Below are 25,360 nucleotides of genomic sequence, written 5' to 3'. Positions count from 1 at the left end.
GGCTCAGCCATGACCCTTGACGACCTGCGCGCGGCGCTGGCCGCCGTACCGGGACGGGACTGGCTGGACGACGCCCTGGCCCGCGTCCGCACCGACCCGGACGCCGCCGGGCCGTTGTTCGCCCGCGCCGAGCGCAAGCTCGGCCGGGAGCCGCTGGCCGACGACAGCGCCTGGACGGCCGGGCGGGCCGGGCGCGTGCTCCTGCTGGCCGAACTGGCCGACCCGCAGCGGATCGTGACCCTGTACCAGCAGGGGGACGCCGCCGAGCGGCTCGCCGTGCTGGCCGCCCTGCCGCTGCTGGAGGTCGGCGACGCCGGGGTGCCGTTGCTGCACGACGCGTTGCGCACCAACGACACCCGGCTCGTCGCCGCCGCGCTCGGCCCCTACGCCGCGCACCTGGGCGCCGCTACCTGGCGCCAGGGCGTGGTCAAGTGCGTCTTCATGGGCGTCCCGCTCAGCGCGGTCGACCGGCTCGACGACCGGGCCGACCAGGAACTGGCGGCCATGCTCGGGGCGCTGGCCACCGAACGCGCCGCCGCCGGCCGCCGCATGCCGGACGACGCGCTCGCCCTGCTCAACCGGCTCACCGTCGCCAACACCTCGAGGAAGCAGGCGTGATGCGCATCTTCGACCCGCACATCCACATGACCTCGCGCACCACCGACGACTACCGGGCGATGGCCGCCCACGGCGTGCAGGCCGTGGTGGAGCCGGCGTTCTGGCTCGGGCAGCCGCGCACCAACCCGGGCTCGTTCGCCGACTACTTCGACTCGCTGATCGGCTGGGAGCCGTACCGGGCGGCCCAGTTCGGCATCCGGCACCACGCCACGCTGGCCCTGAACCCCAAGGAGGCCAACGATCCGCGCTGCCGGGGCGTGCTCGATCTGCTGCCGCGCTACCTCGACAAGGACGGCGTGGTCGCGGTCGGCGAGATCGGCTACGACTCGATGACCCCGGCCGAGGACGAGGCCTTCGCCGCCCAGCTCGCCCTGGCGATCGAGTACGAGCTGCCCGCCCTCGTGCACACCCCGCACCGCGACAAGGCCGCCGGCACCAAGCGCACCCTGGACGTGGTCGCCGAGTCCGGCATCGAGCCCGGCCGGGTCGCCGTCGACCACCTCAACGAGGTCACCGTCGGGCTGGTCCGCGACTCCGGCTGCTGGATGGGCTTCTCCATCTACCCGGAGACCAAGATGTCGCCGCCGCGGATGGTGGAGATCATCAAGGCGTACGGCACCGAGCGGATCCTGGTGAACTCGGCGGCGGACTGGGGTCACTCCGACCCGCTGCTGACCGTGGAGACCGGCAAGGCGCTGCTGGCCGCGGGCTTCACCGCCGACGACGTGGACCGGGTGCTGTGGCGCAACCCGATCGAGTTCTACGGCCAGTCCGGGCGCCTCGACCTGTCCGCGACCACGCCGGGCCCGTCCTTCGCCGGCAGCTCGATAGCCCGCGGAGGCAGCTGATGCGGCTGCGCCACCGCGACGGGCAGACCGTGCACCTGTCCTACTGCACCAACGTGCACGCCGCCGAGGACCTCGCCGGCATCCTGGAGCAGCTCGACACGTACGCGGTGCCGATCCGGGAACGGCTCGGCACCGACGTACTCGGGCTCGGCCTGTGGTTGGCCGCGCCGGTCGCGGCGGGGCTCGCTTCCGACCTCGCCGACCGGCAACGGCTGCGCCACGAGCTCGACGTGCGCGGGCTGGAGGTGGTCACGCTCAACGGGTTCCCGTACCAGGCGTTCCAGGCGCCGGTCGTCAAGCACGCCGTCTACCAGCCCGACTGGAGCACCGCGCAGCGGCTCGCGTACACCCTGGACCTGGCCCGGGTCCTCGCCGACCTGCTGCCCGCCGGCGCTGCCCGGGGTTCGGTCTCCACCCTGCCGCTGGCCTGGCGCGACCCCTGGAACGCGGGCCGGGCCGCCGACTGCCGGCACAACCTGGACGAGCTCGCCCGCTCGCTGGCGCTGCTGGACCGCCAGATCCGGGTCGCCATCGAACCCGAGCCGGGCTGCGTCATCGAGAACACCGTGCAGGCGGCGGAGCTGCTCGCCGGCGTCGACACCACCCGGCTGGGCGTCTGCCTCGACCTCGCGCACCTGGCCTGCTCGTGGGAGGATCCGGCCGACGCGCTGCGCCACCTCGCCGACGCGGGCCTGCCGATCGTCAAGGTGCAGGTCTCGGCCGCGCTGGCCAGTGCCGATCCGCGCGCCGACGCGGCCGTGCTGGGCGAGTACGTCGAACCACGTTTCCTGCACCAGACCAGGGGTCCGCAGGGACTGTCCACAGACGACCTCGACGAGGCGCTCGCGTTGCCCGGTGGCGGTGACCAGCCCTGGCGGGTGCACTACCACGTGCCGTTGCACGCGCCGCCCGTACCGCCGCTGCAGAGCACGGTCGGGGTGCTCGTCGACTCGTTGCGGCTGCTGGTGGGCGGGCCCGAGGCGCTGTGCGACCACTTCGACGTGGAGACGTACACCTGGCACGTGCTGCCGCCGGCCTCGCGCCCGCACGGCCCGGCCGAGCTCGCCGCCGGGATCGCGTCCGAGCTGTTCTTCGCCCGGGCCCAGCTCACCGCGCTGGGTCTCACCGCCGATCAAGGAGTGACGTCGTGAAGCCCGTGGTCGTCCTGGACGTCGTCGGCCTGACGCCGCGGCTGCTCGAGCACATGCCGCGCCTGGCCCGGCTGGCCCGCACCGGATTCCAGGCCCCGCTCGGCACCGTGCTGCCGGCGGTCACCTGCTCGGTGCAGTCCACCTTCCTCACCGGCACGCTGCCCGCCGAGCACGGCATCGTCGGCAACGGCTGGTACTTCCGCGACCTCGGCGAGGTGCTGCTCTGGCGGCAGCACAACGCGCTGGTGCAGGGGGAGAAGCTGTGGGACGCGGCCCGGGCGCGCCGGCCCGGCTTCACGGTGGCCAACGTCTGCTGGTGGTACGCGATGGGCGCCGACGTGGACTGGACCGTCACGCCCCGGCCGATCTACCACGCCGACGGGCGCAAGGACCCGGACTGCTACACGTACCCGCCGGAGCTGCACGACGAGCTGACCGCGAAGCTCGGCACGTTCCCGCTGTTCAGTTACTGGGGGGCCAACGCCGGGCTGCCCTCGTCGGCCTGGATCTGCCGGGCCGCCGAGCAGATCATGGACCGCCACCAGCCCGACCTGACCCTGGTCTACGTCCCGCACCTGGACTACGACCTGCAACGCCACGGCCCGTCCTCGCCGCAGGCCGCCGTGGCCGCCGCCGAGCTCGACGTCACCCTGGGCCCGCTGCTGGACGCCGCCGCGGCCCGGGATGCCACCGTCGTGGTCCTCTCCGAGTACGGGATCACCGACGTCTCCCGCCCCGTCGACATCAACCGGCTGCTGCGCGCCGAGGGCCTGCTGGAGGTGTACACCCAGGCCGGCATGGAGTACCTCGACCCGTGGCGATCGCGGGCGTTCGCCGTCGCCGACCACCAGATCGCCCACGTCTACGTCCGCGACCCCGCCGACATCCCGGCCGTGGCCAAACTCTGCGCCGCGCTGCCCGGGGTCGCCGAGGTCCTCGACGCCGGCGCCCAGGCCGGGCACGGGCTCGACCACGCCCGCTCCGGCGAGCTGGTGCTGGTCGCCGAGCCGGACGCCTGGTTCACGTACTACTACTGGCTGGACGACGCGGCCGCCCCGGACTTCGCCCGGCTGGTCGAGATCCACCGCAAGCCCGGCTACGACCCGGCCGAGCTGTTCTTCGACCCGGCCGGACCCGGTGCCGCCAAGGGCCGGGCCGCGGTGGCTCTGCTGCGCAAGAAGGCCGGCATGCGGTACATGATGAGCGTCGTGGGCCTGGATGCCGGCGCCCGCGCGGTCCGCGGCTCGCACGGCCGGTTGCCCACCGACCCGCGGGACGCGCCGGTGCTGATCTGCTCCGACGCCTCCGCCGCCCGGGACTCGATCCAGGCCACCGAGGTGAAGGAGCTGCTGCTCACCCTGGCCGGCCTGCCGTCATGAGCGTCGGCACCGACCCGGGCACCGACGCCGAGCTGGCCCGCCGGTGTGAGGCCGCGCTGGTCGCGTACCTGGACCGGCAGCGGCCGCACTGGCCGGACGGCACCCCGGCGGGTGTGCTCGACGCGGTCCGCCGGTTCGTGCTCTCCGGCGGCAAACGGCTGCGCCCGATGTTCTGCTACTGGGGCTGGCGTGGTGCCGGGCAGCCGGACACCCCGCAGATCGTCATCGCGGCGGCCGCCCTGGAGCTGTTCCACGCGTTCGCGCTGATCCACGACGACATCATGGACGGCAGCACCCTGCGCCGCGGCCAGCCGACCGTGCACCGGCACTTCGCCGAGGTGCACACCCGGCACTCGTGGCGGGGCGAGGCCACCCGCTACGGCCACAGCGCGGCCCTGCTCTGCGGCGACCTCTGCGCGGCCTGGGCCGACCACATGTTGCACGAGTCGGGCCTGCCGATCGACTGGATCCACCGCGGCTACCGGCTCTTCACGGTGATGCGCACCGAGGTCATCGCCGGGCAGTACCTGGACCTGGTCTCCGGCGTCGGCGACGGCTCGGTGGCGGGAGCCCTGACCGTCATCCGGATGAAGGCGGCCCGCTACACGGTGACCCGTCCGCTGCAGATCGGCGCGGCGCTGGCCGGCGGCGACCCGGCGCTGCAGGACGCACTGCAGGCGTTCGGGGACCCGCTGGGCGACGCCTTCCAGCTGCGCGACGACGTACTGGGCGTCTTCGGCGACCCGGCCGTCACCGGCAAACCCGTCATCGACGACCTGCGCGAGGGCAAGCCCACCGTCATGGTGGCGATGGCCCGGGACGGCGCCGACCGCGCCCAGGCGGCCCGGATCCGCCGGCTCTTCGGCGACCCCGAGCTGGACGAGGCCGGCGCCGCGGAGCTGCGGTCGATCATCACCGCGACCGGCGCCCGGGAACGCACCGAGGACCTGATCGCGCAGCGCGCCGCCCAGGCGACGACTGCCCTCGCTGACGCGCCGCTGACCGGCGAGGCCCGCGAGGCCCTCGCCGGGCTGGCCGCCTCTGCGGTGGTTCGCAGGCACTGAGCCGTCACCTCGCGCGCCGAACCGCCGTGGCGAGGGCCGCCGTCATCGCGATGACAGCGCAGGCCCCCGCGGCACCGGCCAGCGGCTGCCACGGCACGACCATCGGCGACCACACCGACAGCCGGCCCAGCGCGGCCCAGATGCCCGCCAGGTTGAGCAGCGTGACGGCCGCCCCGAGCACCGCACCCACGCCGACCACCCGCAGGGCTTCTACCGTGACCAGCCGCAGCACCTGACCGCGGGTCGCCCCGGCCAGGCGCAGCGCGGCGAACTCCGGCACCCGGCCCGTGGTCGCCATGACGAGCGTGTTGGCGAGCGCGATGGCCGTGTAGAGCAACGCGATGCCGAGCACCACCAGGAAGCCCACCCGGGTCTGCCGTCCGGTGCGCGGCGCCTGTTCCGCGAGCCACTGCTCCCGGGTCAGGCCGAGCCCGGCCACGAGCGACGGCTCGGGGACCGTCATCTCCAGGCGGTCCGGTGCCAGGCCAGGCGCGTTGGCCGGGGTCAGGTACGCGCCGTCGCTGCCCGTACCGGCCGCGAGGACCGCCGCGATGCGCAGTGTCTTCGGCGTCCCGTCGCCCAGCCAGACGTTGATCCGGCTGCCCACGGTGTGCTGCGCCCACTCGTCGGTGACCACGATGCTGGAGTCGTCCAGCTCGGCCAGGCTGCCCGCGACCACCGGCAGCCGCCGGACCGACGCCAGCGCGCCCGCGTCCACGGCCGACGCCGGGAAGCCGACCAGCGCGACGCCCTCCTGAAGGACGTAGACCGCCGTCTGCGCGCTGGTCATGACGGTGGCACCCGGTACGGCCCGGGCCTTGGCCACCGTGGCGGCGTCCGGTTGCTCGACGATCACGTCGGCCCGGGTCCGCTCGCGCAGCTCGTCGGCCTTCGCGGTGGTGATGGTGGCCGTCGCGCCCAGCAGCGACCCGGTCAACGCGACCGTGATCAGCACCGGCGCCGCGATCGTCGCGGTGCGCCGGATCCCCGCGGCGGCGTTCTCGCGGGCCAGCAGACCGGTCACGCCGGGCAGCCGGACGGCGCGGACCAGCGGCCGGACCACCATGGGCGACAGCAGGGCGACGGCGATGATCAGCAGCATCGGCTGGGTGGTGTAGGTCTTACGATGAAGGGCCTCGGCGGGCTCCACGATCACCCGCCAGACCAGCAGCCCCAGCCCGGTCGCCAGCACCAGCGCACCCGCGATCCGGCGTCCCGGCGGCATGCTGCCGGTGTCCACCGCGGCCTCCCGCAGCGCCTCCAGCGGCCCGACCCGCCCGGCCCGTACGGCGGCGGTCACCGCCCCGGCCAGCGCCACCAGCAGCCCGGTCCAGAAGGCCACGTGGAACGGCCACCGGTGCGCGCCGATGACGAACCACGGTGGCGCGAGCCGCTCGTCGACCAGCAACCGGGCCAGCAGCGGCGCACCCCGCGCGCCCAGCGCACAGCCCGCGGCCGACGCCAGCACCCCGACCACCGCCGCCTCCGCGAGCACCATCCGCCGGACCTGACCGGGCGTCGCCCCGGCGGTCCGCAGCAGGCCGAGCTCCCGCCGGCGCTGGGCGACCGCGAAGGCGAACGTGGACGCCACCACGAACACCGACACGAACGTGGTGATCCCGCCGGCCGTGCCGAGCAGCGCGTTCACCGTCATCAGCGCCTCGGCGTCGCGATCAGGGTCGGGATCGGCCCGGCGCCGCTCGTCGCCGGTCAGCACCTGGATCCCCGGCGCGGCCCCGATCAGTGTCCGGACCGGGCCGGGATCAGCGTCCACGACGAGGTTGTCGATCCGCGGGGACAACCGGGCGGCCTCCGTGTCGGTGAAGAACAGGGCCCGCTCGTACCCCGCGAGCTCGACCGTCCCCACCACCCGGCGGTCCTGCATCTCCGAGCCCAGCAGGGCCGGCTCGCCGCTCACCACGACCTCGCCGGGCGCGGCGGGTGCCCGGCCCGCCGTGAGCCGATAGCCGCCGAACCGGGCCACCGACCACGGATGGCCGGTGAAACCGTCGCGCACGGCGAACGACCGGTCGGCGACAGTCGGGACGGCCGCCGCCAGCCGCGTGGCGACCCCGGCCGGGACGCCCCGGTAGTTCGTGAGCGGCCGGTGCTTGTCGCCGACCCGCAACTCGTCCGGTCCGCGTACCACGACCGGGGCGCCAGCCAGCCGTTCCGGCCGCTGCGTAGGAGCATCCAACGTGGACGCCAGGGCGAGGCCCATGGTGGCCAGCAGGGCGACGCCGAGCGTCAGGGCGACGAAGCTGCCGGTCAGGGTCACCCAGCGCGTACGCAGGCTCGCCAGTGTCACGATCATCGCTTCACCCTGCCGACGCCGGCGCCGCCGCACAGTCTCCCGGAGAGGAGTCTTCCCGGTAGCGCTGGCACTACGGTCTACGGTGTGCCGCGTGAACGTGTGGCAGGCACTGGGCAGCCGGCGTTTCCTGCTGTCCGCGTGGCCGTGGCGAGCCGCGGCCTATCTCCTCGGCGGCGCCCTGACCGGTGCCCTCGTGCTGCTCGCCGGGCTGCTGTTGCTGACCGCCGGTGCGCTGGTCGTGCTGGGCCCCGCCGCTTTCACCCTGGCCGGCCTGCCGGTCGCGCGGGCCGAACGCCGGGTACGGCGGCTCCTCGACGACCGGCCGCTGCCGGACGCGCACCGCACACCGCCCCGGCCGGGCCTGCGGTCCTGGCTGCACACGCGCTACACCGAGCCGGTCACCTGGCGCGAGCTCGGCCACGCGCTGCTGCTCGCGCTGCTCTGGCCGTTCGACGTGCTCGCGGTGGTGCTCACCGTCGCGGTGCCGCTGGCGCTGCTCGCCACCCCGATCCTGCTGGGCGTGGACGGCGACCAGGTCAACGTGCTCAAGGCCTGGCCGGTGACCTCATGGCCGCTCGCGGTGGCCGTCGCGGCCCTCGCCGCGCCGGTGTTCGCGCTGGCCGCGTACGGGATGACGGTTTATGCCGGGGCCCGCGCCGCGCTGGCCCGGACCCTGCTCACCGGCCCGGACGCGCGGATCACCGAGCTGACCCGCTCACGAGTCCGGCTGGTCGACGCCTTCGAGGCCGAACGCGCGCGCATCGAACGGGACCTGCACGACGGCGCTCAGCAGCGGCTGGTCGCGCTGACCATGATGCTCGGGCTGGCCCGCCTCGACGCGCCCGCCGGTCCGCTCACCACCCTGCTGACCCGGGCCCAGGACGAGGCCGAGCGGGCCCTGACCGAGCTGCGCGAGCTGATCCGCGGCATCCACCCGCCGCTGCTGACCGACTTCGGCCTGCCCGCCGCGGTGCACGAGCTCGCCGACCGCTCGGTGCTCCCGGTCACCGTCGGCCTGGACCTGCCGGGCCGCTTCCCGGCCCCGATCGAGTCGACCGCCTGGTTCGTCGTCTGCGAAGCGGTGGCCAACCTGACCCGGCACAGCGGCGCGGCGCAGGCGGAGATCACCGGCGGCTACGCGGACGGCACGCTGACCGTCCGGGTACGCGACGACGGCCGCGGCGGCGCCGACCCGGACGGCGGCACCGGGCTGCTGCGGCTGGGTGACCGGGTGTCCGTGGTCGATGGGAGACTGACCCTGTCCAGCCCGCCCGGCGGCCCGACCGTCCTGACCGTGGAGCTCCCGTGCCGGCCACTGCCACTCTGCGCGTAGTCCTCGCGGAGGACAGCGTCCTGCTCCGCGAAGGACTGGCCGGGCTGCTGGCCCGCTTCGGTCACGAGGTCGTGGCCGCGATCGACGACGCCGCCGCGCTGCCCGAGGCGGTCGAGACCGCCTGCCCCGACATCGTGGTGACCGACGTACGGATGCCGCCCGGCTTCACCGACGAGGGACTGCGCGCCGCGGTCGAGCTGCGCCGCCGCCACCCGGCCCTGCCGATCCTGGTGCTGAGCCAGTACGTGGAGACGACGTACGCCACCCACCTGCTCGACTCCGGCGACGGCACCGGCGTGGGCTACCTCCTGAAGGACCGGATCGGCCGGGTCGAGGAGTTCGTCGAGGCGCTGCACCGGGTCGCGGCCGGCGGCACGGTCGTCGACCCGGAAGTCGTACGGCAGCTGCTGCGCCGCCGCCGGGACCCGCTGGGCGCGCTCACACCCCGCGAGCGGGAGGTGCTCGCGCTGATCGCGGAGGGCCGCTCCAACGCGGCGATCGCGGCGCGGCTGGTCGTCACCGAGGCGGCCGTGGCCAAGCACATCCGGGCCATCCTGCAGAAACTCGACCTGCCCCAGGACGAGCAGGACCACCGCCGCGTCCTGGCCGTCCTCGCCTACCTGCGCGCCTGACCCCTACTTCCGTCGGAGGAGCCATGTCCGCTGACCGCATTGCGTACCGCAAAGGTCTGCACGAGATCGCCGAGGGCGTGCACGCCTGGCTCGCCCCCTACGGCGGCTGGGGCCTGAGCAACGCCGGCCTGATCGAGGGCGCCGGCAGCACGCTGCTGGTCGACACCCTCTTCGACCTGCCGATGACCCGCGAGATGCTCGCCGCGATGGCCCCGGTCACCGAACGCAGCCCGTTGCGCCACGCGGTCAACACCCATGCCAACGGCGACCACTGTTACGGCAACGCGCTGCTGCCGGCCGGCACGGTCATCCACGCCGGCCCGCACTTCGACGAGGACCTGCACGAGGTGCCGCCGGCGTTGCTGGCCCAGCTCATGACCGCGGAACTGGGCCCGGTGCTCGGCCCCTACCTGCGGCGCAACTTCGGCGCGTACACCTTCGCGGACATCCCGGTCCGCGGCGCCGACGAGACGGTCACCGCGCCCACCACGCTGGAGGTCGGCGGCCGGGCTGTCGAGGTGCTGCCGCTCGGGCCCGCGCACACCCGCGGTGACGTGGTGGTCTGGGTGCCGGATGCGCGGACGCTCTTCGCCGGGGACCTGCTCTTCATCGGCGGCACCCCGATGATCTGGTCCGGGCCGGTCGAGAACTGGATCGCGGCCTGCGACCGGATGCTGGCCCTGGACCCGGTCACGGTCGTGCCGGGCCACGGCCCGGTCACCGGCCCGGACGGCATCCGCCAGGTCCGTGACTATCTGACCTTCCTGCACGGGTACGCCGTCAGCAGCATCGCCGCCGGCCGCACCTGGCGCGAGGCCGCCGCGGTCGTGGACCTCGGTCCTTACGCCGCCTGGGGCGAGACCGAACGCACGGTCGCCAACCTGTACTGCGCCTACCAGTCGCTGGACCCGGCCACCGCGCCGATCACGCTGCTGGAACTCCTCACCGCGATGGCCGGCTGGCAACGCCCCTGACCGACCGCGGGCTCGCGGTTGCTCGTCCAGCCTGTTCGCGGTCGACCTTCCTCGCTTGATCAGTCGCGGGTCGCGGCTACCGGTCGGCCGTCCTGGGTTGTTGCCGGCGCGTCCTCGGGTGGCAGGCCGGGCGCCGGTGGCTTGCCAGGGATCTCGCCGCGGGCCACCGCTCCCGGCGCCTGCTCGCGGTCGATGCCGGCCGCGGCATAGGCGTCCGCCTCGTCCAGCGTCTCCGCCTCCAGCAGCCGGTGCGCCAGCGCGCTCAGCTGCTCGCGGTGCCCCCGCAGCAGGCTCAGCGCCTCGTCGTAGCACTCGTCCACGATCTTGCGGACCTCGGCGTCGACCAGCTCCTTGGTGGCCGGCGCGACACCGTCGAGGCCCAGCGGCGACTCGCTGCCCGGCGGCGGCAGCACGGTCACCGGGCCGATCGCCTCGGACATGCCCCAGCGGCCCACCATCTGCCGGGCGATGCTGCTGACCTGGTCGAGGTCGCTCTCAGCGCCGGTGGTCATGTCGCCGTAGACGACCTCCTCGGCCGCCCGCCCGCCGAGCGCGCCGATGATCCGGCCCCGCAGATACTTCGCCGAATAGCCGTACCGGTCGGCCGAAGGGCTCTGGAACGTCACGCCCAGGGCCTGCCCACGCGGGATGATCGAGATCTTGCGGACCGGGTCGGCGCCCGGCGTGAGCATGCCGAGCAGCGCGTGGCCGGACTCGTGGAACGCCGTGCGTTCCTTCTCCTCCGGGGTCAGCATGATGCCGCGGACCGTGCCCAGCACGATCTTCTCCAGCGCGTCACTGAAGTCGGCGACGGCCACCTGCTCGTGCTTGCGCCGGGCGGCCAGCAGCGCCGCCTCGTTCACCAGGTTCTTCAGGTCGGCACCGACCATGCCTGGCGTCGCCGAGGCGATCGCGCCCAGCTCCACCTCGGGCGCCACCGGCACGCCGCGGGTGTGCACCTCGAGGATCTTGCGCCGGCCGTTGAGGTCGGGCGGGCTGACCGTGACCCGGCGGTCGAACCTGCCCGGGCGCAGCAGCGCCTGGTCGAGGATCTCCGGCCGGTTGGTGGCCGCCAGCACCACGACGCCCTCGCTGCCGGTGAAGCCGTCCATCTCGGTGAGGATCTGGTTGAGGGTCTGCTCGCGTTCGTCGTTGCCGCCGAGCGACTGCGCGCCGCCCCGGGCCCGGCCGATCGCGTCCAGCTCGTCGATGAAGATGATGGCCGGGGAGACCTTCTTGGCCTGCTCGAACAGGTCCCGCACCCGGCTGGCGCCGACCCCGACGATCATCTCGATGAACTCGGAGGCGGAGATCGAGAAGAACGGCACCTTGGCCTCGCCGGCCACCGCCCGGGCCAGCAGCGTCTTGCCCGTGCCGGGCGGGCCGGACAGCAGCACGCCGTGCGGGATCTGCGCGCCGAGCTTGCGGTACTTCTCCGGCTCGCGCAGGAAGTCGACGATCTCGGTGACCTCCTGCTCCACCTCCTCGATGCCGGCCACGTCGGCGAACGTCGTACGCGGGCCGCCCTCGGGTTGGTAGAGCTTGGCCCGCGACTTGCCGAACCCGCCGATGCCGCCGCCGGCCCCGGCGGCGGCCCGGCGCAGGAACCAGACGAGCAGCCCGACGAGCAGCAGGGTCGGCCCGAAACCGAGCAGCACCTGCTGCCAGATCGGCCGCGGCGCGTCCGGCGGGTTGGCATTCACCGGTACGCCGTTCGCCTGCAACTTGGCGAACAGGTTGTCCTCGGCGAACGACGGCCGCTGAGTGGTGAACCGATCGACCTTCACCGCCTTGCCACCGACCGGCGTGTACGACGTCTTGGCGGTGAACGTGCCCTCGATGGTGTCGGCCGTCGAGGTGATGTCCGCGATGTTCTTGGCGTCGACCTGGGTCAGGAAGAACGTGTACGACACCGCGGTGCGCGGCTCGGGCGCCAACAGGGTCGAGGAGATGATCCAGTTGAGCGCGAGCAGCACCAGCAGCATCCAGCCGAAGCGCTGCCAGGCGGGACGCGGGGTCTTGGCACCGTTGCTGCCCGGCGGCGCACCCTCGACCCGCCACGGCGGCGGGGCGGGCGGACGGTCGTCGCCGGCGCGGCCGGAGCCGCCGGCACGGGACAGCGGCCCGCTGGGACGACCGCTCTGCTCGGGCCCGGGGGTGCTCATGGTCGCGACGCTACTCGCGGTGGGTGCCCGGTTGCCCGCGACGTGATGAGGGCGACGCTCCTCGATTGTTCATCCAGAATTTCGCAACGTTCTCATGTTCCGTACCCGTCGTCTCCATCGAGGGGGCAACCATGATCGAACGAGAACGGCGCACCGCGTTCGCACGCCGTGACGCGGTGCGGGGATACGCGGCCGGAACGCCGCGCGCCACCGCCGACGCCCGGGCCCGACGGCTCGCGGCGACCGCGGCACGGCTGCGGCCGGAGCGCGTCCTGAGCCGGGAGCAGGTGCTGTGAGCAAGCGTGCGAGCCGTAAAGCGCAGACGGCAGGGGAGCAGGGCGACCGCGCCCCCGCGCCGGCGAAGAAAGGCCGTACGAGGCATTCGCCGCGCTGGGCGCTGTGGTGTCTGGTGGTCGGCGCGCTGCTGATGGCCGGCAGCGGGGCGGCGGTCGCGGGCACCCGGGTGCTGCTGGGCACGGCCACCGAGACGGTCACCAAGCAGAACCTGCTGGGCGAGACGCGGGTGGAGACCAAGCGGGTCAGCGTCAAGGGCGCGAAGACGATCCTGCTGGTGGGCCTGGACACCCGGCCCGGCCAGGACCCGAGCAAGCCGACCCGGTCGGACTCGATCATCCTGTTGCACATCCCGGCCGACCACAAACAGGCGTACCTGGTGTCGCTGCCACGCGACAGCTACGTACGCATCCCGGAATTCGACAACGGCGCCCAGCGGTACGCCGGCGGCCGCAACAAGATCAACGCGGCGTTCGCCTACGGCAGCCGAGGCCTGACCGGCGAGAAGGCCCTCACCGGCGGCTTCACCCTGCTCGCCAAAACGGTGAAAAGCCTGACCGGCATCACCCCCGACGCCGGCGCGATCATCGACTTCCAGGGCTTCCGCAAGGTGGTCGACGTCCTCGGCAAGGTCTGCATGTACGTGGACACCACAACAACATCGATCCACTACGGCCACGACAACAAGACCGGAAAACTGACCGCGCCGTACCGGATCAACCCGGACGGCACGCTGCGCGCCAAGATCCGCGGCGTGACCCCGAACATCTACCGCAAGGGCAACCGCTGCTTCACCCCATCAGAAGCCCTGGACTTCGTCCGCCAACGCGACCTGCTGGAGGACGACAGCTACGACTACGGCCGCCAGCGGCACCAGCAGCAGTTCTTGAAGGCGCTGATCAAAAACATCATGGACAGTGGCCTGGACTCACCGACGAAGCTGCCCGGTCTGCTGAAGGCGGTCGGTAAGACCATGACGGTCGACGACGGCGGTATCCCGTTGCAGGACTGGGTGTTCGCGCTGCGGGGGATCCGCCCGGAGGACCTGATCACCATCAAAACCAACAACGGCAAGTTCAACAGCGAGAACATCCCTGGCGTGGGCAGCGCGGAGATTCTGAGCGACACGAGCATGGACCTGCTGAAGTCGGTGAAGACCGACACCGTTGATGGGTTCGTCATCGCCAACCCCAGCTGGGTGACCCGCAGCTGAGCCGGTCGTGTACAGCGAGCCGTTTTGACGTAGGAGAACGTCACCGCTGCCGTGCGCCGCCGGTCGCCTGCGGGTGTCCGCCTCGAGGGGTCAGTGGCGGGCACTCGGCGAGCAGCGCTCGGACGTAGGCGGCGGCGACTACCGACGCGTACCCGCGCCAGAGGCGGGTGGTGTTCGCGTCACCGTAGTCGCTGATGCCACGCACCACGAACCATTCCAGCCCGCCCGCGAAACCGGCGCTGCCGACGCCCTTGCCCTCCATCTCGATGGCGATCAGTCGGTGAGACGAGGCCAGTTCGTCACGGACCCGCGCGCTGCGCAGCGACCGGTCGGCGCTGCCGATCATGCCGTACCGCACCTGTGGATACCTGTCCCCGACGAGGTCCGGACGGGCGAAAGAGGGAATGACCGTCAGGGCGCGGTCGATGTACGGCTCCCAAGGCCGGTCACCGCGCATCTCCACGGCTTCCAGGTAGCGGGCGAGTCGTACGAGCAGTGGTGAGGGCAGCGGAAACGACTGCCGGGGCCGCCGTCCGTCGTCGTGCTCGACCACGTGGTCGTAGTCGGCTATCCCCCAGGTCGCCACGGCGATGTCGCCCAGTCCCACGTTGCGTTCTGGCCGGTCCGGCACCGGCACCGGCACCGGCACACCGCAGGCGATCCCGCACATGATGACGATGTCCACGCTGGGGAAACTGCGGATGAGGTTGGCGCAGGACTCGGCCGCGGCGGTGTTTCCGGTGTCTCCGAGCAGCGTCAGCACCACGTCGTGCGGCCGCTGCGCGTCTCGGCTGGGCATCGTGCCGAACACGTACTGGGCCCGGTCGTCGGCGATCGTGGAGGGATTCTGCGCGTCGTCGAGGAGCACGCTCGCCGCTGCGAACTCGTCCGGAAGCGCGGTCACGATACCGAAGACGGGTTGGGTACGGGCCACGCTGTCAGCCGAGGCGGTGGGCAGGTACAGGCGGTTCTCGTTGTTGTTGCCGAACACCACGATGCCGCCGTCGAGCGCTCCGTGGATGTTGAACGTCTGATCAGCCATCGCCTATCCTTCACCGCGGCCGGGGTTGCCGAACGTGTTGTTGTTACCGAAACCCACCATGTCGGCTCGCACGTTGCCGACACTCCAGTTCTGAATCTGGTTGATCGTCACGGCCGTCTCCAGCTGATCCGGGTCGATGCCGTGGGCCGCCAGGTACGACTTGATCGACGTGACCAGCCGCTCGCGCAGCTGGTCATTGATGCGGATCAGATCCCGGATCACGAAGTGGTCGAGCTCCTCGGGTGTCCGCCAGCTCACGCCCTCGCGGACCGACATGACCGCGCCGAGGTCGTAGAACCAGCGCCATCGCACCGCCAGTCGCCAGTGCGCACGTGCGGACAGCCTCGTGCCCCATGCCGCAGTCCGCCTCACGCAGCGCAGGGGACTGCCGAACACTGCCGCCGCGGTGCGGAAGGTCCACAACCGTAGCGCCCGACCGATTTGGTCCCGCAGGTTGAGCGGTAGACCGGCAACCAGCGCCTCGACGTCGGGATGCACCGGTGTGAGCACCAACGGCACGAACTCGATCGACAGACTGCCGCCCTGCAGCAGTGGGCGGACGAACGTGCAGACGCCGATTTCCCCGTCCCTGCAGATTTCCTGAAGGTAGAAATAGACCCGCTGGTCGTCGGCACGCTCCGGATGGCGCAGCTCCTCGGCCAAGTCCTTCCAGTCCAGGCGCGGAATCGGCCGACCGTCCGCGACCAGTGGGGAGTCCCAGGCGATCTTCCGTCCGTCGACGTAGATGCGATGCCCGGCCGCCATCTGCCGGGACGCCGTGCTCTCAACGGCGGTTTCCACGACGAACTGGCCTTCGAGCCACTCGTGGAAGGCGACCACGTCGAACATCTCGAAGGTGTCCTCGGCGGCGTCCGGCGGCCGGCGATGAATGTCGATGTCGAGCTTCCAGGGCCGGACGACGAGCCCGTTACCCACGAACGGCGCAGACGCCCGCTGCTCGGAGTAAGCGACCACGTTCGCCCCCGTCAGGCTCTCGATTCGCTGCTCCAGACGCCCACGGACCGGGGGAGCGAGGCTGCGCGGATCGTGCGAGCGATCGGCAACGATCGCGGCTGCCCGCCGGTGCGCCACGGCGGACTCGGCGACGACGACCACCCCACCGGTGACCAGGCCGACGAGCACTATGGCGGCGCAGTCCCAAAGAGCCGCCTGACTCAGGGCCAGAGCGAGGATCAGCATCGTCGCCATGGCCAGGCCGGCGACCCATCGCAGTGGTCCGGAATGCCTACGGTCGCGCTTGCTCCGCCAGGCCCAGCCGACCACTGCTTTTATTCCGCGAGTCAGCAGCCTGCGTCCTGCGTAGACCCCGATGACGAGTGCCACCGCCGCGACCGCGAGGCGGAAGCCGAGCGGTTCGGACAGGCGGCCGATCACTGCGCAGATCACCACCACCGCGATGACGCAACACGCGATCTCCCGGCCGAGTCGCAGCCGCCGTGCGGCGGCGGCGTGGCGCACCAACGCCACCGGGTCCTCGGTGACCGATGGCGCGCCACCCCGAGGCCAGCCGTCGAGAATGCGGACGACATAATCCGCGAAGCCTTCCGAAACATGGGTAGCCGCGCACAGTGTCTGGTTCACCGTACGGCGGCGAATCGGTGCCTGCTCGATCCGCTCGCGCGGTGACGCAACTGCCGTGGTCACTTGTGCTCCTTGATTGACGAATGGCGCTCGAACAGCGGCAATTCACTGCCGTTCATTTACGCTCCTCACCGCGGCCGGGAGCCATTGTGCTGCCGAGGCCGGGCAGGACCATGAGTGATCAACAAGTGAGCCGGCGATCCTGCACGAACGACATCGAGATTTCCCCGTGGCCGGCGGGGTACGCAAGTCCACCAGACCAACTGCGGACGTGGCCCGTCCTGACGCCTGCGTACGAGGGGTCCGGCCCAGTCCAGCAGCGGACATCGAGGAGACCGGATGGGCATGACCAACCCGGACAGCGACCTGCCGACCTCACTCCGCGCGTTCAGCGCGCGTCTCAGGGAACTGCATCGGACGGCGGGCGGACCGTCAGTGGAATCCCTGCACGCCGATCGCAACTTCCCGCTCCGCCGGGCTCACATTTACGCGACCCTGGCCGGCAAAATTTCTCAGCCGCCGACCTGGAAATTCGTCGAGGCCTTCGTTCAGCGGTGTGCGCGATACGCACAGGCGCATAACGTCGATCTTGGAATGTCCGCCCAACCGGCGGACTGGGAAGTGGAGTACCAAAAGCTCGCCCAGCTCAGCAAGATGCACCGGCGGGAGCAGCGTTCGGCCGATCTGTTCGCTGATCGGTACGGCAAGGCACGCGGTCAGGTGCTGACCGTCCAGGACATCACCCATCACGTCGTGCACGACAACCGCCGGATCGGCGTCGTGACAGGGGACATCCGCCAGGTGCGATGTGCCAACGTCTGGGTCAATCCGGAGAGCACCGAGATGGAGATGGCCCGTGTCCACGAGTTCTCGATCTCAGCGATCATCCGGTACGCGGGGGCGACGCACGATGCGCGTGGTCGCGTTGCCGAGGACCTGATCGCCGACGAGCTGACCGCGAAGGTGGCCGATCAGCGCCCGTTCGAGCCGGGCGCCGTCGTCATGACCGGCGCCGGCCGGCTGCGGGAGCTCAACGGCGTCCATTACGTCGTGCACGTCGCGTCGGTCCACGCCGAGCCGGGTTCGGGATTCCATCCGATGCGGGACGTCGGCCGATGCGTGTCGAACGTCCTTCAGGCGGTCGAGCGTCTGCAGATGCCGATTTCCATCCTCTTTCCGCTGCTCGGGACCGGCAACGCCGGTGGCGATGTCAGCCGCGTCGCGACCTCGCTCGTCCACGAGGCCCGCAATTACCTGCGCGCGGCGCCGGTCACCCGGGTCGAGACCGTCTACTTCCTGGCCTACACCGACCAGGAGAGGAACGCGTGCCGACGTGCCCTCAGGGAAGCCGGCCTGCGGCCGGAGCCGGGCTAGTTCCGCCGCAGGCGAGTAGAAGCAGGCAGAGAGTCCTACTTCCCGGGCGGATGGGTCCCGTCGCCGCCGCGGGCACCGCCTTGTGCGTGTACTCGTTCCTGTTCCCGGTGATCGTGGTGGTGCTGCTGTTCGAGGTCCCCCGCCCAGGCGCGGTCGCCAGTCTGCTGGCGACTGGCAGCGGCGTCACCGGCGGAGTCCTCAGCCTGATCATCGCGGCCGCCGGCCGCCGGCCGCCGGCCGTCGACTGGCCGACCATGCCTGCGATTCGTGCGGCCGCGTCCACGTCAGGCCGGGGCCAGCAGGCAGAACTCCTTGCCCTCCCGGTCGGTGAGGACCGTCCAGTGGACTTCGGCCGGGTCCACGCCGACGGCGGTGGCGCCGAGGGCCCGCAGCCTGGCTGCCTCCGCAGCCGTGTCGTCGCCCGGGTACGGGCGCACGTCGAGGTGAACGCGGTTCCACCCGGTCTTCGTATCAGGTGTACGCAGGAACAGCAGATAGGGACCGACGCCCCGGGACGCGGTCGAGCCAGATGGCCGCGGACTCGTCGTCCAGGCCGGTCACGAGACGGGCGTGGGGAAGGCTGATCCCGTGGGGCAGGCGCCGGCCGAGGTCGCCCCGGTAGACGTCCGGCTCGCTCCGCCAGGGCAACAGTGGCGCCAGCTGCGCGCGCAGCGGCGCGGGCACCTGCTCGGACAGCGGTGACCGGGTCCAGGCCTGAACGAGCTTGACGAAGAAGGCGTAGTCCCGGGTCCGGCCGGTGTCGTCGGCGGCGACGCCGCTGACCAGGTAACGAGCCGCCGTGGTTAAGGCCGGCCGGGAGTACGGGTGGGCCTCCAGCCGGACGGTCAGGAGGTGCATCTGCCGGCCGGACTGCGCCGCCACCATCGCCTCGAGCTGCGACACCGGTCGCGGGCCCAGGCCGAGGCCGGTGAGCGTGGCGGACTCGACATCGCCGGTGATCCTCGGCATGGCTCACGTCGCAATGCCGCCGGCGGGCACGACCAGCCCGCGAACGGTGAACTCCTCGACGCGGGGCGGCACGAACGGCGCGTCCGGTGCCTGCGCGGCGAGGATCGGCCCGACGAGCTCTCGATCGGCGCGCTCGCTGGCCGCCCGATCGGTCCACACCTCCAGCACCTGGAAGCCACCCTCGGTGGCCCGGCACAGGTGCACGATCAGCCCTTCGACGTCCCCGCCGGTGCGGCGCAGCAGCTCGGCATGGGTGGCGTCGTAGACCTCGGCCGGGGCCGGTACGTCGACGACGTGCGCGTAGTAGGTCATGACCGCTCCTTCGGAGAGGAGGCACCGGCGTCCGTGGTGGTCGAGGGACGAGCTGACCGGTCCGGCCCCGCGTCGCTCGCGAACGTCCCGGCCAGCTTCGCCGCCCCCGGCCCGGGTCTCCGCAACGGCTGCGAGCGCCTCGGCCGACGACGGCGCGCTCAACATCGGGCTGCTGTGCTTCATCGTCCAGCGCGCCATGGAGGACCGGGTGCCGGCCGACCTCGCCGCGACCGGATTCGACGACATCACCGTCGCCCAGGCGCGAGTGCTGGCCCGGGTGAGCGCCGAAGGCACCCGGGTCACCGACCTCGCCGAGCGGGCGCGGGTCACCAAGCAGACCGTCACCTTCATGGTCGACCAGCTCGAGCGCGCCGGATACGTGCGCCGCGTCCCGGACGCCAGCGACGCCCGCGCGCGGCGGGTCGTCTTCGCCGAACGCGGACTCGCCGCCCGGGAGGTGGCCCGCCGCACCGAAGTCGTCGTCCAGCAGGAATGGACCCGTCACCTGGGCGGCCGGACCACCGCCCGCCTGCACCAGATCCTCACCAAACTCCGCGAGATAACCGACCCCTACCAATAACCAGCCAACTGACGCCCCCATGCCGGCGCCACCAACCCGGACCACTGGACCGGCCGCTCAGAATCGTGACCGCCGACCCCGGCGTTCGCGCACGGAACCACTGACTTCGGTCAAGGCTTCGTACAGGCCTTGTCGACCTTCTGGCCCGCCGCGTCGAACGAGGGACTCATAGCCGCCTGTACCGGGTCGGCGGCACCAGCCGCCTTCTTGGCCTCGGCCGAGAGTCCATTCAGCGCGTCGCTCAGCTCGCCATCGCCGGGAGCGGCGAGATCGCTCAGCGCGGCGGCCAGGCCCGTCATCACCCTCTTGCCTTCCGCTGGCGGCACCTTCCCGCCGGGAGCGACCACCCGTTTGAGCTCCTCATTCAACGCCACCTTCGCCGCAGCCACCTTCTCGCACAGCGCCGCGCTCCCTCCCTTCGCGGCGGCCGGAGCCGACGCCGAAGGCCCGTCGACGGAAGCGGAGCTTGGCACCACGGAAATCGTGGACGCTGCGGGCGCAGCCGTGCCGGCCCGAGGGGGCTCATCCGAGGAGCACCCACTGAGGAGCGCAACGGCAACGGCACCAAAGGCCCAGGAGATCGTCAGTCTGTTCACAGTGCCCGACCCTACTGATGTTCGTCGATATCCGCTGGCAACCGCCGAGGTCTACAACCTGGCGCTGCCGTCACGCTCGAGGCGGGCGCCCATGCTCGGCTGCGATCTCGTGCAGCGCGTCGAGGACCGTGCGTACCGCGACCCGGTGCAGGCTCTCCGGGCGGGTGAGAACGTCGATGTGGCGCCCGACCGGCAGGTCGGCCAGCGGCCGCAGGACCACGCCGGGATCGGGCCGGCTGGTGTAGCCGGGCAGGAGCGCGAGCCCGCCGCCCGCGGCCACGATCGCGGCCACGACGGTGAACTCGTTGACCCGGTGGACGATATCGACGGGCCGACCGGCGGCCGCTGCGATCGCCGTCAGGACGCCTTCGATCGGGAATCCCTCGCGGACGCTGATCCACGGCTCGGCGGCGACGTCGTCAGTGGTGAGGGATGTCTTCGAAGCGAGCCGGTGGCCTGCGGGCATCGCGACGTACAGCGGCTCGTGGACGAGCGGCACGACGGTGAGCCGGTCCGCCGGCCAGGGCGGGCTGTGGGCCAGCCGGTGCGCCAGCACCAGGTCGTAGTCGGCGACCAGGGCCGGGAAGCCGGCCTGCGGTACGTCCTGGTCCGAGCACCGCAGCGGTGGCAGGCCGGCCCGGCTGAGCAGCGGGCCGAAGTAGGTGAGCCCGGCGCTGTGGAAGGCGGCCACGGTGACCGGCGTGGCCGGGTTGTCGAGGTACGCGTCCACGGCCCGCCCGGCGCGGTCGAGGGCGGTGGAGACCTCGATGGCCGCGGCGGCGAGGGCTCGGCCCGCCTCGGTCAGCACGAGGCGGCGGCCGCGGCGCTCGGTCAGTGGCACGCGCGCCGAGCCTTGCAGCGACCGTAGTTGCTGGGAGACGGCCGAGGGCGTGATGTGCATCGCTCGGGCGACGGCGGCGAGGCTGCCGCGGTCGCCGAGTTCCCTGAGCAGGCGCAGGTGGTGCAGATCCATTAGGCGTCACTACACCATCAGTTGAGAGGTACGCGTCTTGTCTTCACGATAGACCGGCTCCAGGCTGCGTCCATGTCGATACGCCGCAGCGATTTGTTGTTGCTGGCCGTGGCGGTGGTGTGGGGCAGCAGCTATCTGGTCGCCCAGACCCTCGTCCTGGCCGGTGGGGTGCTGGCCGTGCTGGCCCTGCGCTTTCTCGTCTCGGCGGTCGCGCTGGCGCCGGTCATGGCCGTGCGACGGCTGAGCCGTCCGGAGGTACGGGTCGGGGCGCTGCTCGGCCTCACCCAGGCGACGGTGCTGGTGCTGGAGACGTACGGGGTGGCGCTGACCAGCGCGACCAACGCCGGAGTGCTGATCAGCCTGACGATCCTGCTGACGCCGGCGCTGGAGGGTGCTGTGCGCCGGCGGTGGCTGCCGCCCCGGTTCTTCGTGGCCGCGGCGGTGGCGGTGGTCGGCGTGGTGCTGCTCGTCGCCGGGCCGGGCCTGCGGGCACCGACGGCCGGCGACGCGTTGATGCTCGCCGCTGCCGTCGTCCGCGCGGCGCACGTCACGCTGTCCGGGCGGCTGACCGACGGCCGGCGGTACGACACGGTGACGCTCACCTGGCTGCAGATGATGGTCGGCGCGGTCCTGTTCACGGTGCTTGCGGCACCCGCCCTGCCATCGGCGGTACGGGCCTTCGGGCCGGGACAGTGGCTCGGCGTGCTGTATCTCGCGCTGGGCTGCAGCGTGTTCGCGTTCCTGGTGCAACTGTGGGCGATCCGCCGTACGTCGGCGGCCCGGGCGAGCCTGCTGCTGGGCACCGAACCGGTGTGGGCCGTGCTGATCGGAGTGGGCATCGCCGGCGAGCACCTGACCGCGACCGCCGTCGCCGGAATCACCCTCGTCCTCGCCGGCACCTACTACGGCCAGCGCGTAGAAGCCGACCACCGCCGCCACGACGAGATGGTGGCGGCGAAACGAAATACGTCGGCTGGCACGATTTGAGGATCAGCGAAAGCGTCGGACTCCGTAGCGTCAGCGGCAACGAAAAGGGGGCAGTCCATGTTTCGACGAAGGCGCCGGTCCATTATTGTGGTGGCGGCGATTGCTCTGCTCGCGAGTTTCCTGTCGGCCGCACCCGCCGGCGCCGCCGATCCCGCCGACAACATCAGGATTCAGAACGCGAAAAGCCGCCTCTGTTTCGCCCCGGCTGGCGGCAGCGGCGCCAGTAACACCGCCATCGTCCAGTACTACTGCGACAACAACACCAACCGGGCCTGGCGGCAGCTCTACAGCCCCGGCACCGACGGGCGGTTCCGCATCCAGAACGTGGCCACCGGCCAATGCCTGTCTCCCGCCGGCGGTGGCAGCGGCCTCAACCAGACCATCGTGCAGTACACCTGCGACGCGGATCAGGCCCGCTACTGGCAGCAAATAAGCAGCCCGAACGGCTTCCTCATCCGCAACGTGCGAAGCAACCTGTGCCTGTCTCCCGCGGGCGGCAGCACCACGATCAACGTGCTCCTCGTCCAGTACGCCTGTGACCAGGACCCGGCCCGGGGATGGAGTCTGCTCGGCGCGTACCACATCCCGAATTCCAACAGCGGTCTCTGCCTGACCGTCGCCGGCGGCAGCAGCGTCCTCAACGTCACCGCTGTCCAGTTCGAATGCGACGGCAACCCCGCCCGCTTGTGGAACCTCGTCGACGACTACACCGGCGGCTTCTACCTGAAGAACGTCAACAGCGGCCTATGCCTCTCCCCAGCCGGCGGCGCCGGCGGCGACAACATCGCAATCGTCCAATACCACTGCGACGGCAACCCGGCCCGAACCTGGCGCCTGGTCCCGAACGGCTACTTCTCCTTCCTCCAAAACGTCAGCACAGGCCTATGCCTCTCCCCAGCCGGCGGCAGCACCACCCTGAACGCGACAATCGTCCAATACCGCTGCGACGGCAACCCATCCCGCCTATGGCGCACCGCCCTCGCCTAACCGCAAATACCCCAGCGACGGCCCGCCCACAACGCAACGGACGAGCCACCGCAACCACCAACGACCGCACCACCTTGCCCGGCGGACCGCAACGTCGCCCTTCAACAGCGCCTAAAAAATCGGCAAGGCTGCAGGTAACGGTGACGGTGACGCTGGCTGAGCTGGTGCTCTGCCGTGGACGGAGATCGCGGCATCGACGGCAAGCCGGCGTTGGAGGCATGCCGGCGTCGGAGGCATGACGGCGAATTGGCCGCCACTCAGACGGGGGCGTGCAACAGGCGTCGGATGAGGCCGCCGCCGTGCCGGTCGCCCACCAAGCAATCACCGAAACCGGCGAGGTGCGTACGCAAGACCCACCACCAAGGCCGGCCTGCCCGACAGAAATCCCCTACCGCGCCCACAGCGCGGCAGCCAGACCACCAATCGCAAGGGGACCACTCACGAAGCGCTGCAACCAGCAGCGAGCAACCAAAATCCTGGCCCCAAGTGGAAACCATGCAAGGTTGGAGGCCGGGGGTGACCAAGACGGCATAGATGCTTTACCGCCTTCTTGGTCACCCCCGGCCTCCAACCGTCCACCGCAAGAAAATCCGGCTCAGCCCACGGTCTCCATAGCGGGAGAATCAACCCGAGGAGGCTCCTCGCGACGAGAAATGCGCAACCACACCACAAAACCCCAGATCACAAACCCGGCATAAACGGCGTAGAGAATCGCCGAAGGATAGTACCCGAAATGCAGCAACTCCGGCACCCCGACGAGGTCGACGGCAATCCAGCAAAGCCAGAAATCGACCCACCCCCGAGCCATGGCATAAGTAGCCAGAATCGACCCGACAAAGATCCACGAATCGGCCAGGTAATACCACCAAGGAACCGGAAACCCCGCCCCGATGCCCCGGAAGGCGTAGAAGCACAGCACGACCGCGACCAACGCAACAGGGATGAACAGAGCCCGCTGCCGCCCGGAAGCCCAATGCGGTACGACCGCAGCCCCACCGGCCGAGTGCCTGTTCTGCCGCCAGAGCCACCAGCCATACACGCTCGTGATGATGAAGAAGACCTGCCGCGATGCTTGGCCGTACAGCGGAGTGCCCTGGTCGTTGCCGAGAGCCTGGCCCAGGAACACCGTGAACAGCAGCACATTCCCGACGATGCCGACCGGCCACGCCCACCAGTTGCGGCGCAGGCCGAACAGGGCTGAGCCGAGGCCGAACGCATTGCCGACTATTTCTCGCCAGTAGATGGCCTGGGAGTCGGTTACCTGCCACTTGGCGTCGTAGAACGCGGTGAGCAGTTGATCGAGCCAGTGCACCGTCTGCACCTCCGGGGGGACAGAGGTGCACGCCGGGGAGGACCGCGCACGCGGATAGCCGTACCGTCCGCGCGCCGCCTCCCATCCGGACTTTCACCGTCGGTCCCGGAGTTTCACCGGGTCAACCGGCCGCCGGCTGCGGTCGGGTCGCGGACTGTCACCGCCGGTTCGGAATTGCACCGACCCCGGAGCGCGCTGAACGTGTCACTTGAGCCTCATCGTAATCCCATCGACCGCCTTGGAGATGTGACCTGCATCGCGAGCGACGAGGGGCTTGCGCGGAAGATCCGTAAGTCGTAGCTTACGGTTAGTCGAGACGAACGTAAGCCCGGACCAAGGAGTTGGCGTCGTGAAGTATGTGCTGTTCTACACCCCGGCCGAGGACGTCATGGAGAAGGCGCCGCTGCATTTTCCGGCGCACCAGAGCCGGATCGGGCAGTTCCACGACCGCGGCGACATCCTCATGGTCGGCACCTTCGGCGACCCGGTGAACCAGGGTTCGATGGCCATCTTCCCGACCCGCGAGTCCGCCGAGGCCTTCGTGGCCGGGGACCCGTTCGTCCTGGAGGGCGTGGTCCGCTCCTACGAGATCCGCGAATGGGACGAGGTCCTGACCTGACCGCGACGCAAAAACAGGGACG

General features: G+C 71.1%; 25 protein-coding genes and 1 riboswitch. Of the genes, 15 read left to right on the top strand and 10 right to left on the bottom strand.

The window, feature by feature from the left end; genetic code table 11:
• Positions 1-9: 9 nt before the first annotated feature.
• From ACQP2Y_RS26330 to ACQP2Y_RS26310, 5 genes are read left to right on the top strand one after another with little or no spacing between them, the layout of a single operon-like run.
• Entirely contained in the window at positions 10-618 is a 609-nt protein-coding gene (locus ACQP2Y_RS26330) for an EboA domain-containing protein (RefSeq protein WP_433717704.1), read from the top strand.
• A complete protein-coding gene (locus ACQP2Y_RS26325; protein WP_433717703.1) occupies positions 618-1,466 on the top strand; it encodes a TatD family hydrolase in 849 nt (282 codons plus the stop codon). The genes ACQP2Y_RS26330 and ACQP2Y_RS26325 overlap by 1 nt, the downstream gene beginning before the upstream one ends.
• The gene (gene eboE, locus ACQP2Y_RS26320; protein ID WP_433717702.1) at positions 1,466-2,617 is read left to right on the top strand and encodes a metabolite traffic protein EboE; all 1,152 of its coding nucleotides are present in this window, start codon (positions 1,466-1,468) and stop codon (positions 2,615-2,617) included. Before ACQP2Y_RS26325 ends, eboE begins: the two co-directional genes overlap by 1 nt.
• A 53-nt stretch (positions 2,618-2,670) precedes the next feature.
• Positions 2,671-3,996, top strand: coding sequence for an alkaline phosphatase family protein (locus ACQP2Y_RS26315; protein ID WP_433732072.1), 1,326 nt, complete (start codon positions 2,671-2,673; stop codon positions 3,994-3,996).
• Entirely contained in the window at positions 3,993-5,060 is a 1,068-nt protein-coding gene (locus ACQP2Y_RS26310; protein ID WP_433717701.1) for a polyprenyl synthetase family protein, read from the top strand. Before ACQP2Y_RS26315 ends, ACQP2Y_RS26310 begins: the two co-directional genes overlap by 4 nt.
• Positions 5,061-5,064: 4 nt before the next feature.
• Here the strand turns inward: ACQP2Y_RS26310 and ACQP2Y_RS26305 are convergent, their stop codons facing one another.
• On the bottom strand, positions 5,065-7,374 hold the full coding sequence (locus tag ACQP2Y_RS26305; RefSeq protein ID WP_433717700.1) for an FtsX-like permease family protein: 2,310 nt from the start codon (positions 7,372-7,374) through the stop codon (positions 5,065-5,067).
• 91 nt (positions 7,375-7,465) lie between these two features.
• On the opposite strand from ACQP2Y_RS26305, the gene ACQP2Y_RS26300 reads away from it, so the two are divergent.
• The 3 genes from ACQP2Y_RS26300 to ACQP2Y_RS26290 are packed head-to-tail and all read left to right on the top strand — an operon-like array spanning position 7,466 to position 10,313.
• On the top strand, positions 7,466-8,707 hold the full coding sequence (locus ACQP2Y_RS26300) for a sensor domain-containing protein (RefSeq protein ID WP_433717699.1): 1,242 nt from the start codon (positions 7,466-7,468) through the stop codon (positions 8,705-8,707).
• On the top strand, positions 8,680-9,339 hold the full coding sequence (locus ACQP2Y_RS26295) for a response regulator (RefSeq protein ID WP_433717698.1): 660 nt from the start codon (positions 8,680-8,682) through the stop codon (positions 9,337-9,339). The genes ACQP2Y_RS26300 and ACQP2Y_RS26295 overlap by 28 nt, the downstream gene beginning before the upstream one ends.
• A gap of 23 nt (positions 9,340-9,362) precedes the next feature.
• Entirely contained in the window at positions 9,363-10,313 is a 951-nt protein-coding gene (locus ACQP2Y_RS26290) for an MBL fold metallo-hydrolase (protein ID WP_433717697.1), read from the top strand.
• Positions 10,314-10,372: 59 nt separating this feature from the next.
• On the opposite strand, the gene ftsH is transcribed toward ACQP2Y_RS26290, so the two are convergent.
• Positions 10,373-12,478 carry an ATP-dependent zinc metalloprotease FtsH gene (gene ftsH / locus ACQP2Y_RS26285; RefSeq protein WP_433717696.1) on the bottom strand — a complete coding sequence of 702 codons (2,106 nt, stop codon included), beginning with the start codon at positions 12,476-12,478 and terminating at the stop codon, positions 10,373-10,375.
• A gap of 131 nt (positions 12,479-12,609) precedes the next feature.
• Between ftsH and ACQP2Y_RS26280 the strand changes: the two genes are divergently transcribed.
• Entirely contained in the window at positions 12,610-12,774 is a 165-nt protein-coding gene (locus ACQP2Y_RS26280) for a hypothetical protein (RefSeq protein WP_433717695.1), read from the top strand.
• Positions 12,771-13,985 carry an LCP family protein gene (locus ACQP2Y_RS26275; RefSeq protein ID WP_433717694.1) on the top strand — a complete coding sequence of 405 codons (1,215 nt, stop codon included), beginning with the start codon at positions 12,771-12,773 and terminating at the stop codon, positions 13,983-13,985. The genes ACQP2Y_RS26280 and ACQP2Y_RS26275 overlap by 4 nt, the downstream gene beginning before the upstream one ends.
• 40 nt (positions 13,986-14,025) lie before the next feature.
• On the opposite strand, the gene ACQP2Y_RS26270 is transcribed toward ACQP2Y_RS26275, so the two are convergent.
• Together ACQP2Y_RS26270 and ACQP2Y_RS26265 are read right to left on the bottom strand one after the other, a co-directional pair.
• Positions 14,026-15,027 carry a hypothetical protein gene (locus ACQP2Y_RS26270; protein WP_433717693.1) on the bottom strand — a complete coding sequence of 334 codons (1,002 nt, stop codon included), beginning with the start codon at positions 15,025-15,027 and terminating at the stop codon, positions 14,026-14,028.
• Positions 15,028-15,030: 3 nt separating this feature from the next.
• Positions 15,031-16,692, bottom strand: coding sequence for a hypothetical protein (locus tag ACQP2Y_RS26265; protein ID WP_433717692.1), 1,662 nt, complete (start codon positions 16,690-16,692; stop codon positions 15,031-15,033).
• 276 nt (positions 16,693-16,968) lie between these two features.
• Here ACQP2Y_RS26265 and ACQP2Y_RS26260 point away from each other — a divergent pair, with 276 nt between their 5' ends.
• Positions 16,969-18,003, top strand: coding sequence for a macro domain-containing protein (locus ACQP2Y_RS26260; protein WP_433717691.1), 1,035 nt, complete (start codon positions 16,969-16,971; stop codon positions 18,001-18,003).
• 284 nt (positions 18,004-18,287) lie between these two features.
• On the opposite strand, the gene ACQP2Y_RS26255 is transcribed toward ACQP2Y_RS26260, so the two are convergent.
• Genes ACQP2Y_RS26255 through ACQP2Y_RS26245 form a run of 3 tightly spaced genes read right to left on the bottom strand, consistent with a single transcriptional unit; the run spans position 18,288 to position 19,284 of the window.
• On the bottom strand, positions 18,288-18,488 hold the full coding sequence (locus ACQP2Y_RS26255; protein WP_433732070.1) for a VOC family protein: 201 nt from the start codon (positions 18,486-18,488) through the stop codon (positions 18,288-18,290).
• Positions 18,475-18,972 carry a hypothetical protein gene (locus ACQP2Y_RS26250; protein WP_433717690.1) on the bottom strand — a complete coding sequence of 166 codons (498 nt, stop codon included), beginning with the start codon at positions 18,970-18,972 and terminating at the stop codon, positions 18,475-18,477. The genes ACQP2Y_RS26255 and ACQP2Y_RS26250 overlap by 14 nt, the downstream gene beginning before the upstream one ends.
• 3 nt (positions 18,973-18,975) lie before the next feature.
• Positions 18,976-19,284, bottom strand: coding sequence for a hypothetical protein (locus ACQP2Y_RS26245; protein WP_433717689.1), 309 nt, complete (start codon positions 19,282-19,284; stop codon positions 18,976-18,978).
• Between the two features lie 196 nt (positions 19,285-19,480).
• Between ACQP2Y_RS26245 and ACQP2Y_RS26240 the strand changes: the two genes are divergently transcribed.
• Entirely contained in the window at positions 19,481-19,864 is a 384-nt protein-coding gene (locus ACQP2Y_RS26240; protein WP_433717688.1) for a MarR family winged helix-turn-helix transcriptional regulator, read from the top strand.
• Between the two features lie 110 nt (positions 19,865-19,974).
• Here ACQP2Y_RS26240 and ACQP2Y_RS26235 read toward each other — a convergent pair whose 3' ends face one another.
• Positions 19,975-20,337 (bottom strand): hypothetical protein, encoded by a 363-nt coding sequence (locus ACQP2Y_RS26235; RefSeq protein ID WP_433717686.1) that lies wholly within the window; start codon positions 20,335-20,337, stop codon positions 19,975-19,977.
• A 193-nt stretch (positions 20,338-20,530) separates the two neighbouring features.
• A complete protein-coding gene (locus ACQP2Y_RS26230) occupies positions 20,531-21,433 on the bottom strand; it encodes a LysR family transcriptional regulator (protein ID WP_433717685.1) in 903 nt (300 codons plus the stop codon).
• A gap of 72 nt (positions 21,434-21,505) precedes the next feature.
• Between ACQP2Y_RS26230 and ACQP2Y_RS26225 the strand changes: the two genes are divergently transcribed.
• On the top strand, positions 21,506-22,420 hold the full coding sequence (locus ACQP2Y_RS26225; RefSeq protein WP_433717684.1) for a DMT family transporter: 915 nt from the start codon (positions 21,506-21,508) through the stop codon (positions 22,418-22,420).
• 90 nt (positions 22,421-22,510) lie between these two features.
• Positions 22,511-23,407, top strand: coding sequence for an RICIN domain-containing protein (locus ACQP2Y_RS26220; protein WP_433717683.1), 897 nt, complete (start codon positions 22,511-22,513; stop codon positions 23,405-23,407).
• 595 nt (positions 23,408-24,002) lie between these two features.
• Here ACQP2Y_RS26220 and ACQP2Y_RS26215 read toward each other — a convergent pair.
• On the bottom strand, positions 24,003-24,719 hold the full coding sequence (locus ACQP2Y_RS26215; RefSeq protein WP_433717682.1) for a nicotinamide mononucleotide transporter family protein: 717 nt from the start codon (positions 24,717-24,719) through the stop codon (positions 24,003-24,005).
• A 69-nt stretch (positions 24,720-24,788) separates the two neighbouring features.
• A riboswitch (FMN riboswitch) is annotated at positions 24,789-24,917 on the bottom strand.
• Between the two features lie 151 nt (positions 24,918-25,068).
• On the opposite strand from ACQP2Y_RS26215, the gene ACQP2Y_RS26210 reads away from it, so the two are divergent.
• Complete coding sequence (locus tag ACQP2Y_RS26210; RefSeq protein ID WP_433717681.1) at positions 25,069-25,338, top strand: YciI family protein; 270 nt, start codon at positions 25,069-25,071, stop codon at positions 25,336-25,338.
• Positions 25,339-25,360: the final 22 nt, after the last annotated feature.

The sequence above is a fragment of the Actinoplanes sp. CA-051413 genome, from assembly GCF_050955795.1.
Classification (GTDB): domain Bacteria; phylum Actinomycetota; class Actinomycetes; order Mycobacteriales; family Micromonosporaceae; genus Actinoplanes.
The sequence above is the reverse complement of the archived record's forward strand: the minus strand, read 5'-3'. Positions and strand labels throughout refer to the sequence as shown.

Bases quoted from the DNA above. Each gene is read 5' to 3' on its own strand.
- ACQP2Y_RS26330 (WP_433717704.1), top strand. From the start codon at position 10: ATGACCCTTGACGACCTGCGCGCGGCGCTGGCCGCCGTACCGGGACGG.
- ACQP2Y_RS26325 (WP_433717703.1), top strand. From the start codon at position 618: ATGCGCATCTTCGACCCGCACATCCACATGACCTCGCGCACCACCGAC.
- eboE (WP_433717702.1), top strand. From the start codon at position 1,466: ATGCGGCTGCGCCACCGCGACGGGCAGACCGTGCACCTGTCCTACTGC.
- ACQP2Y_RS26315 (WP_433732072.1), top strand. From the start codon at position 2,671: ATGCCGCGCCTGGCCCGGCTGGCCCGCACCGGATTCCAGGCCCCGCTC.
- ACQP2Y_RS26310 (WP_433717701.1), top strand. From the start codon at position 3,993: ATGAGCGTCGGCACCGACCCGGGCACCGACGCCGAGCTGGCCCGCCGG.
- ACQP2Y_RS26305 (WP_433717700.1), bottom strand. From the start codon at position 7,374: ATGATCGTGACACTGGCGAGCCTGCGTACGCGCTGGGTGACCCTGACC.
- ACQP2Y_RS26290 (WP_433717697.1), top strand. From the start codon at position 9,363: ATGTCCGCTGACCGCATTGCGTACCGCAAAGGTCTGCACGAGATCGCC.
- ftsH (WP_433717696.1), bottom strand. From the start codon at position 12,478: ATGAGCACCCCCGGGCCCGAGCAGAGCGGTCGTCCCAGCGGGCCGCTG.
- ACQP2Y_RS26280 (WP_433717695.1), top strand. From the start codon at position 12,610: ATGATCGAACGAGAACGGCGCACCGCGTTCGCACGCCGTGACGCGGTG.
- ACQP2Y_RS26270 (WP_433717693.1), bottom strand. From the start codon at position 15,027: ATGGCTGATCAGACGTTCAACATCCACGGAGCGCTCGACGGCGGCATC.
- ACQP2Y_RS26260 (WP_433717691.1), top strand. From the start codon at position 16,969: ATGGGCATGACCAACCCGGACAGCGACCTGCCGACCTCACTCCGCGCG.
- ACQP2Y_RS26250 (WP_433717690.1), bottom strand. From the start codon at position 18,972: ATGCCGAGGATCACCGGCGATGTCGAGTCCGCCACGCTCACCGGCCTC.
- ACQP2Y_RS26245 (WP_433717689.1), bottom strand. From the start codon at position 19,284: ATGACCTACTACGCGCACGTCGTCGACGTACCGGCCCCGGCCGAGGTC.
- ACQP2Y_RS26240 (WP_433717688.1), top strand. From the start codon at position 19,481: ATGGAGGACCGGGTGCCGGCCGACCTCGCCGCGACCGGATTCGACGAC.
- ACQP2Y_RS26230 (WP_433717685.1), bottom strand. From the start codon at position 21,433: ATGGATCTGCACCACCTGCGCCTGCTCAGGGAACTCGGCGACCGCGGC.
- ACQP2Y_RS26225 (WP_433717684.1), top strand. From the start codon at position 21,506: ATGTCGATACGCCGCAGCGATTTGTTGTTGCTGGCCGTGGCGGTGGTG.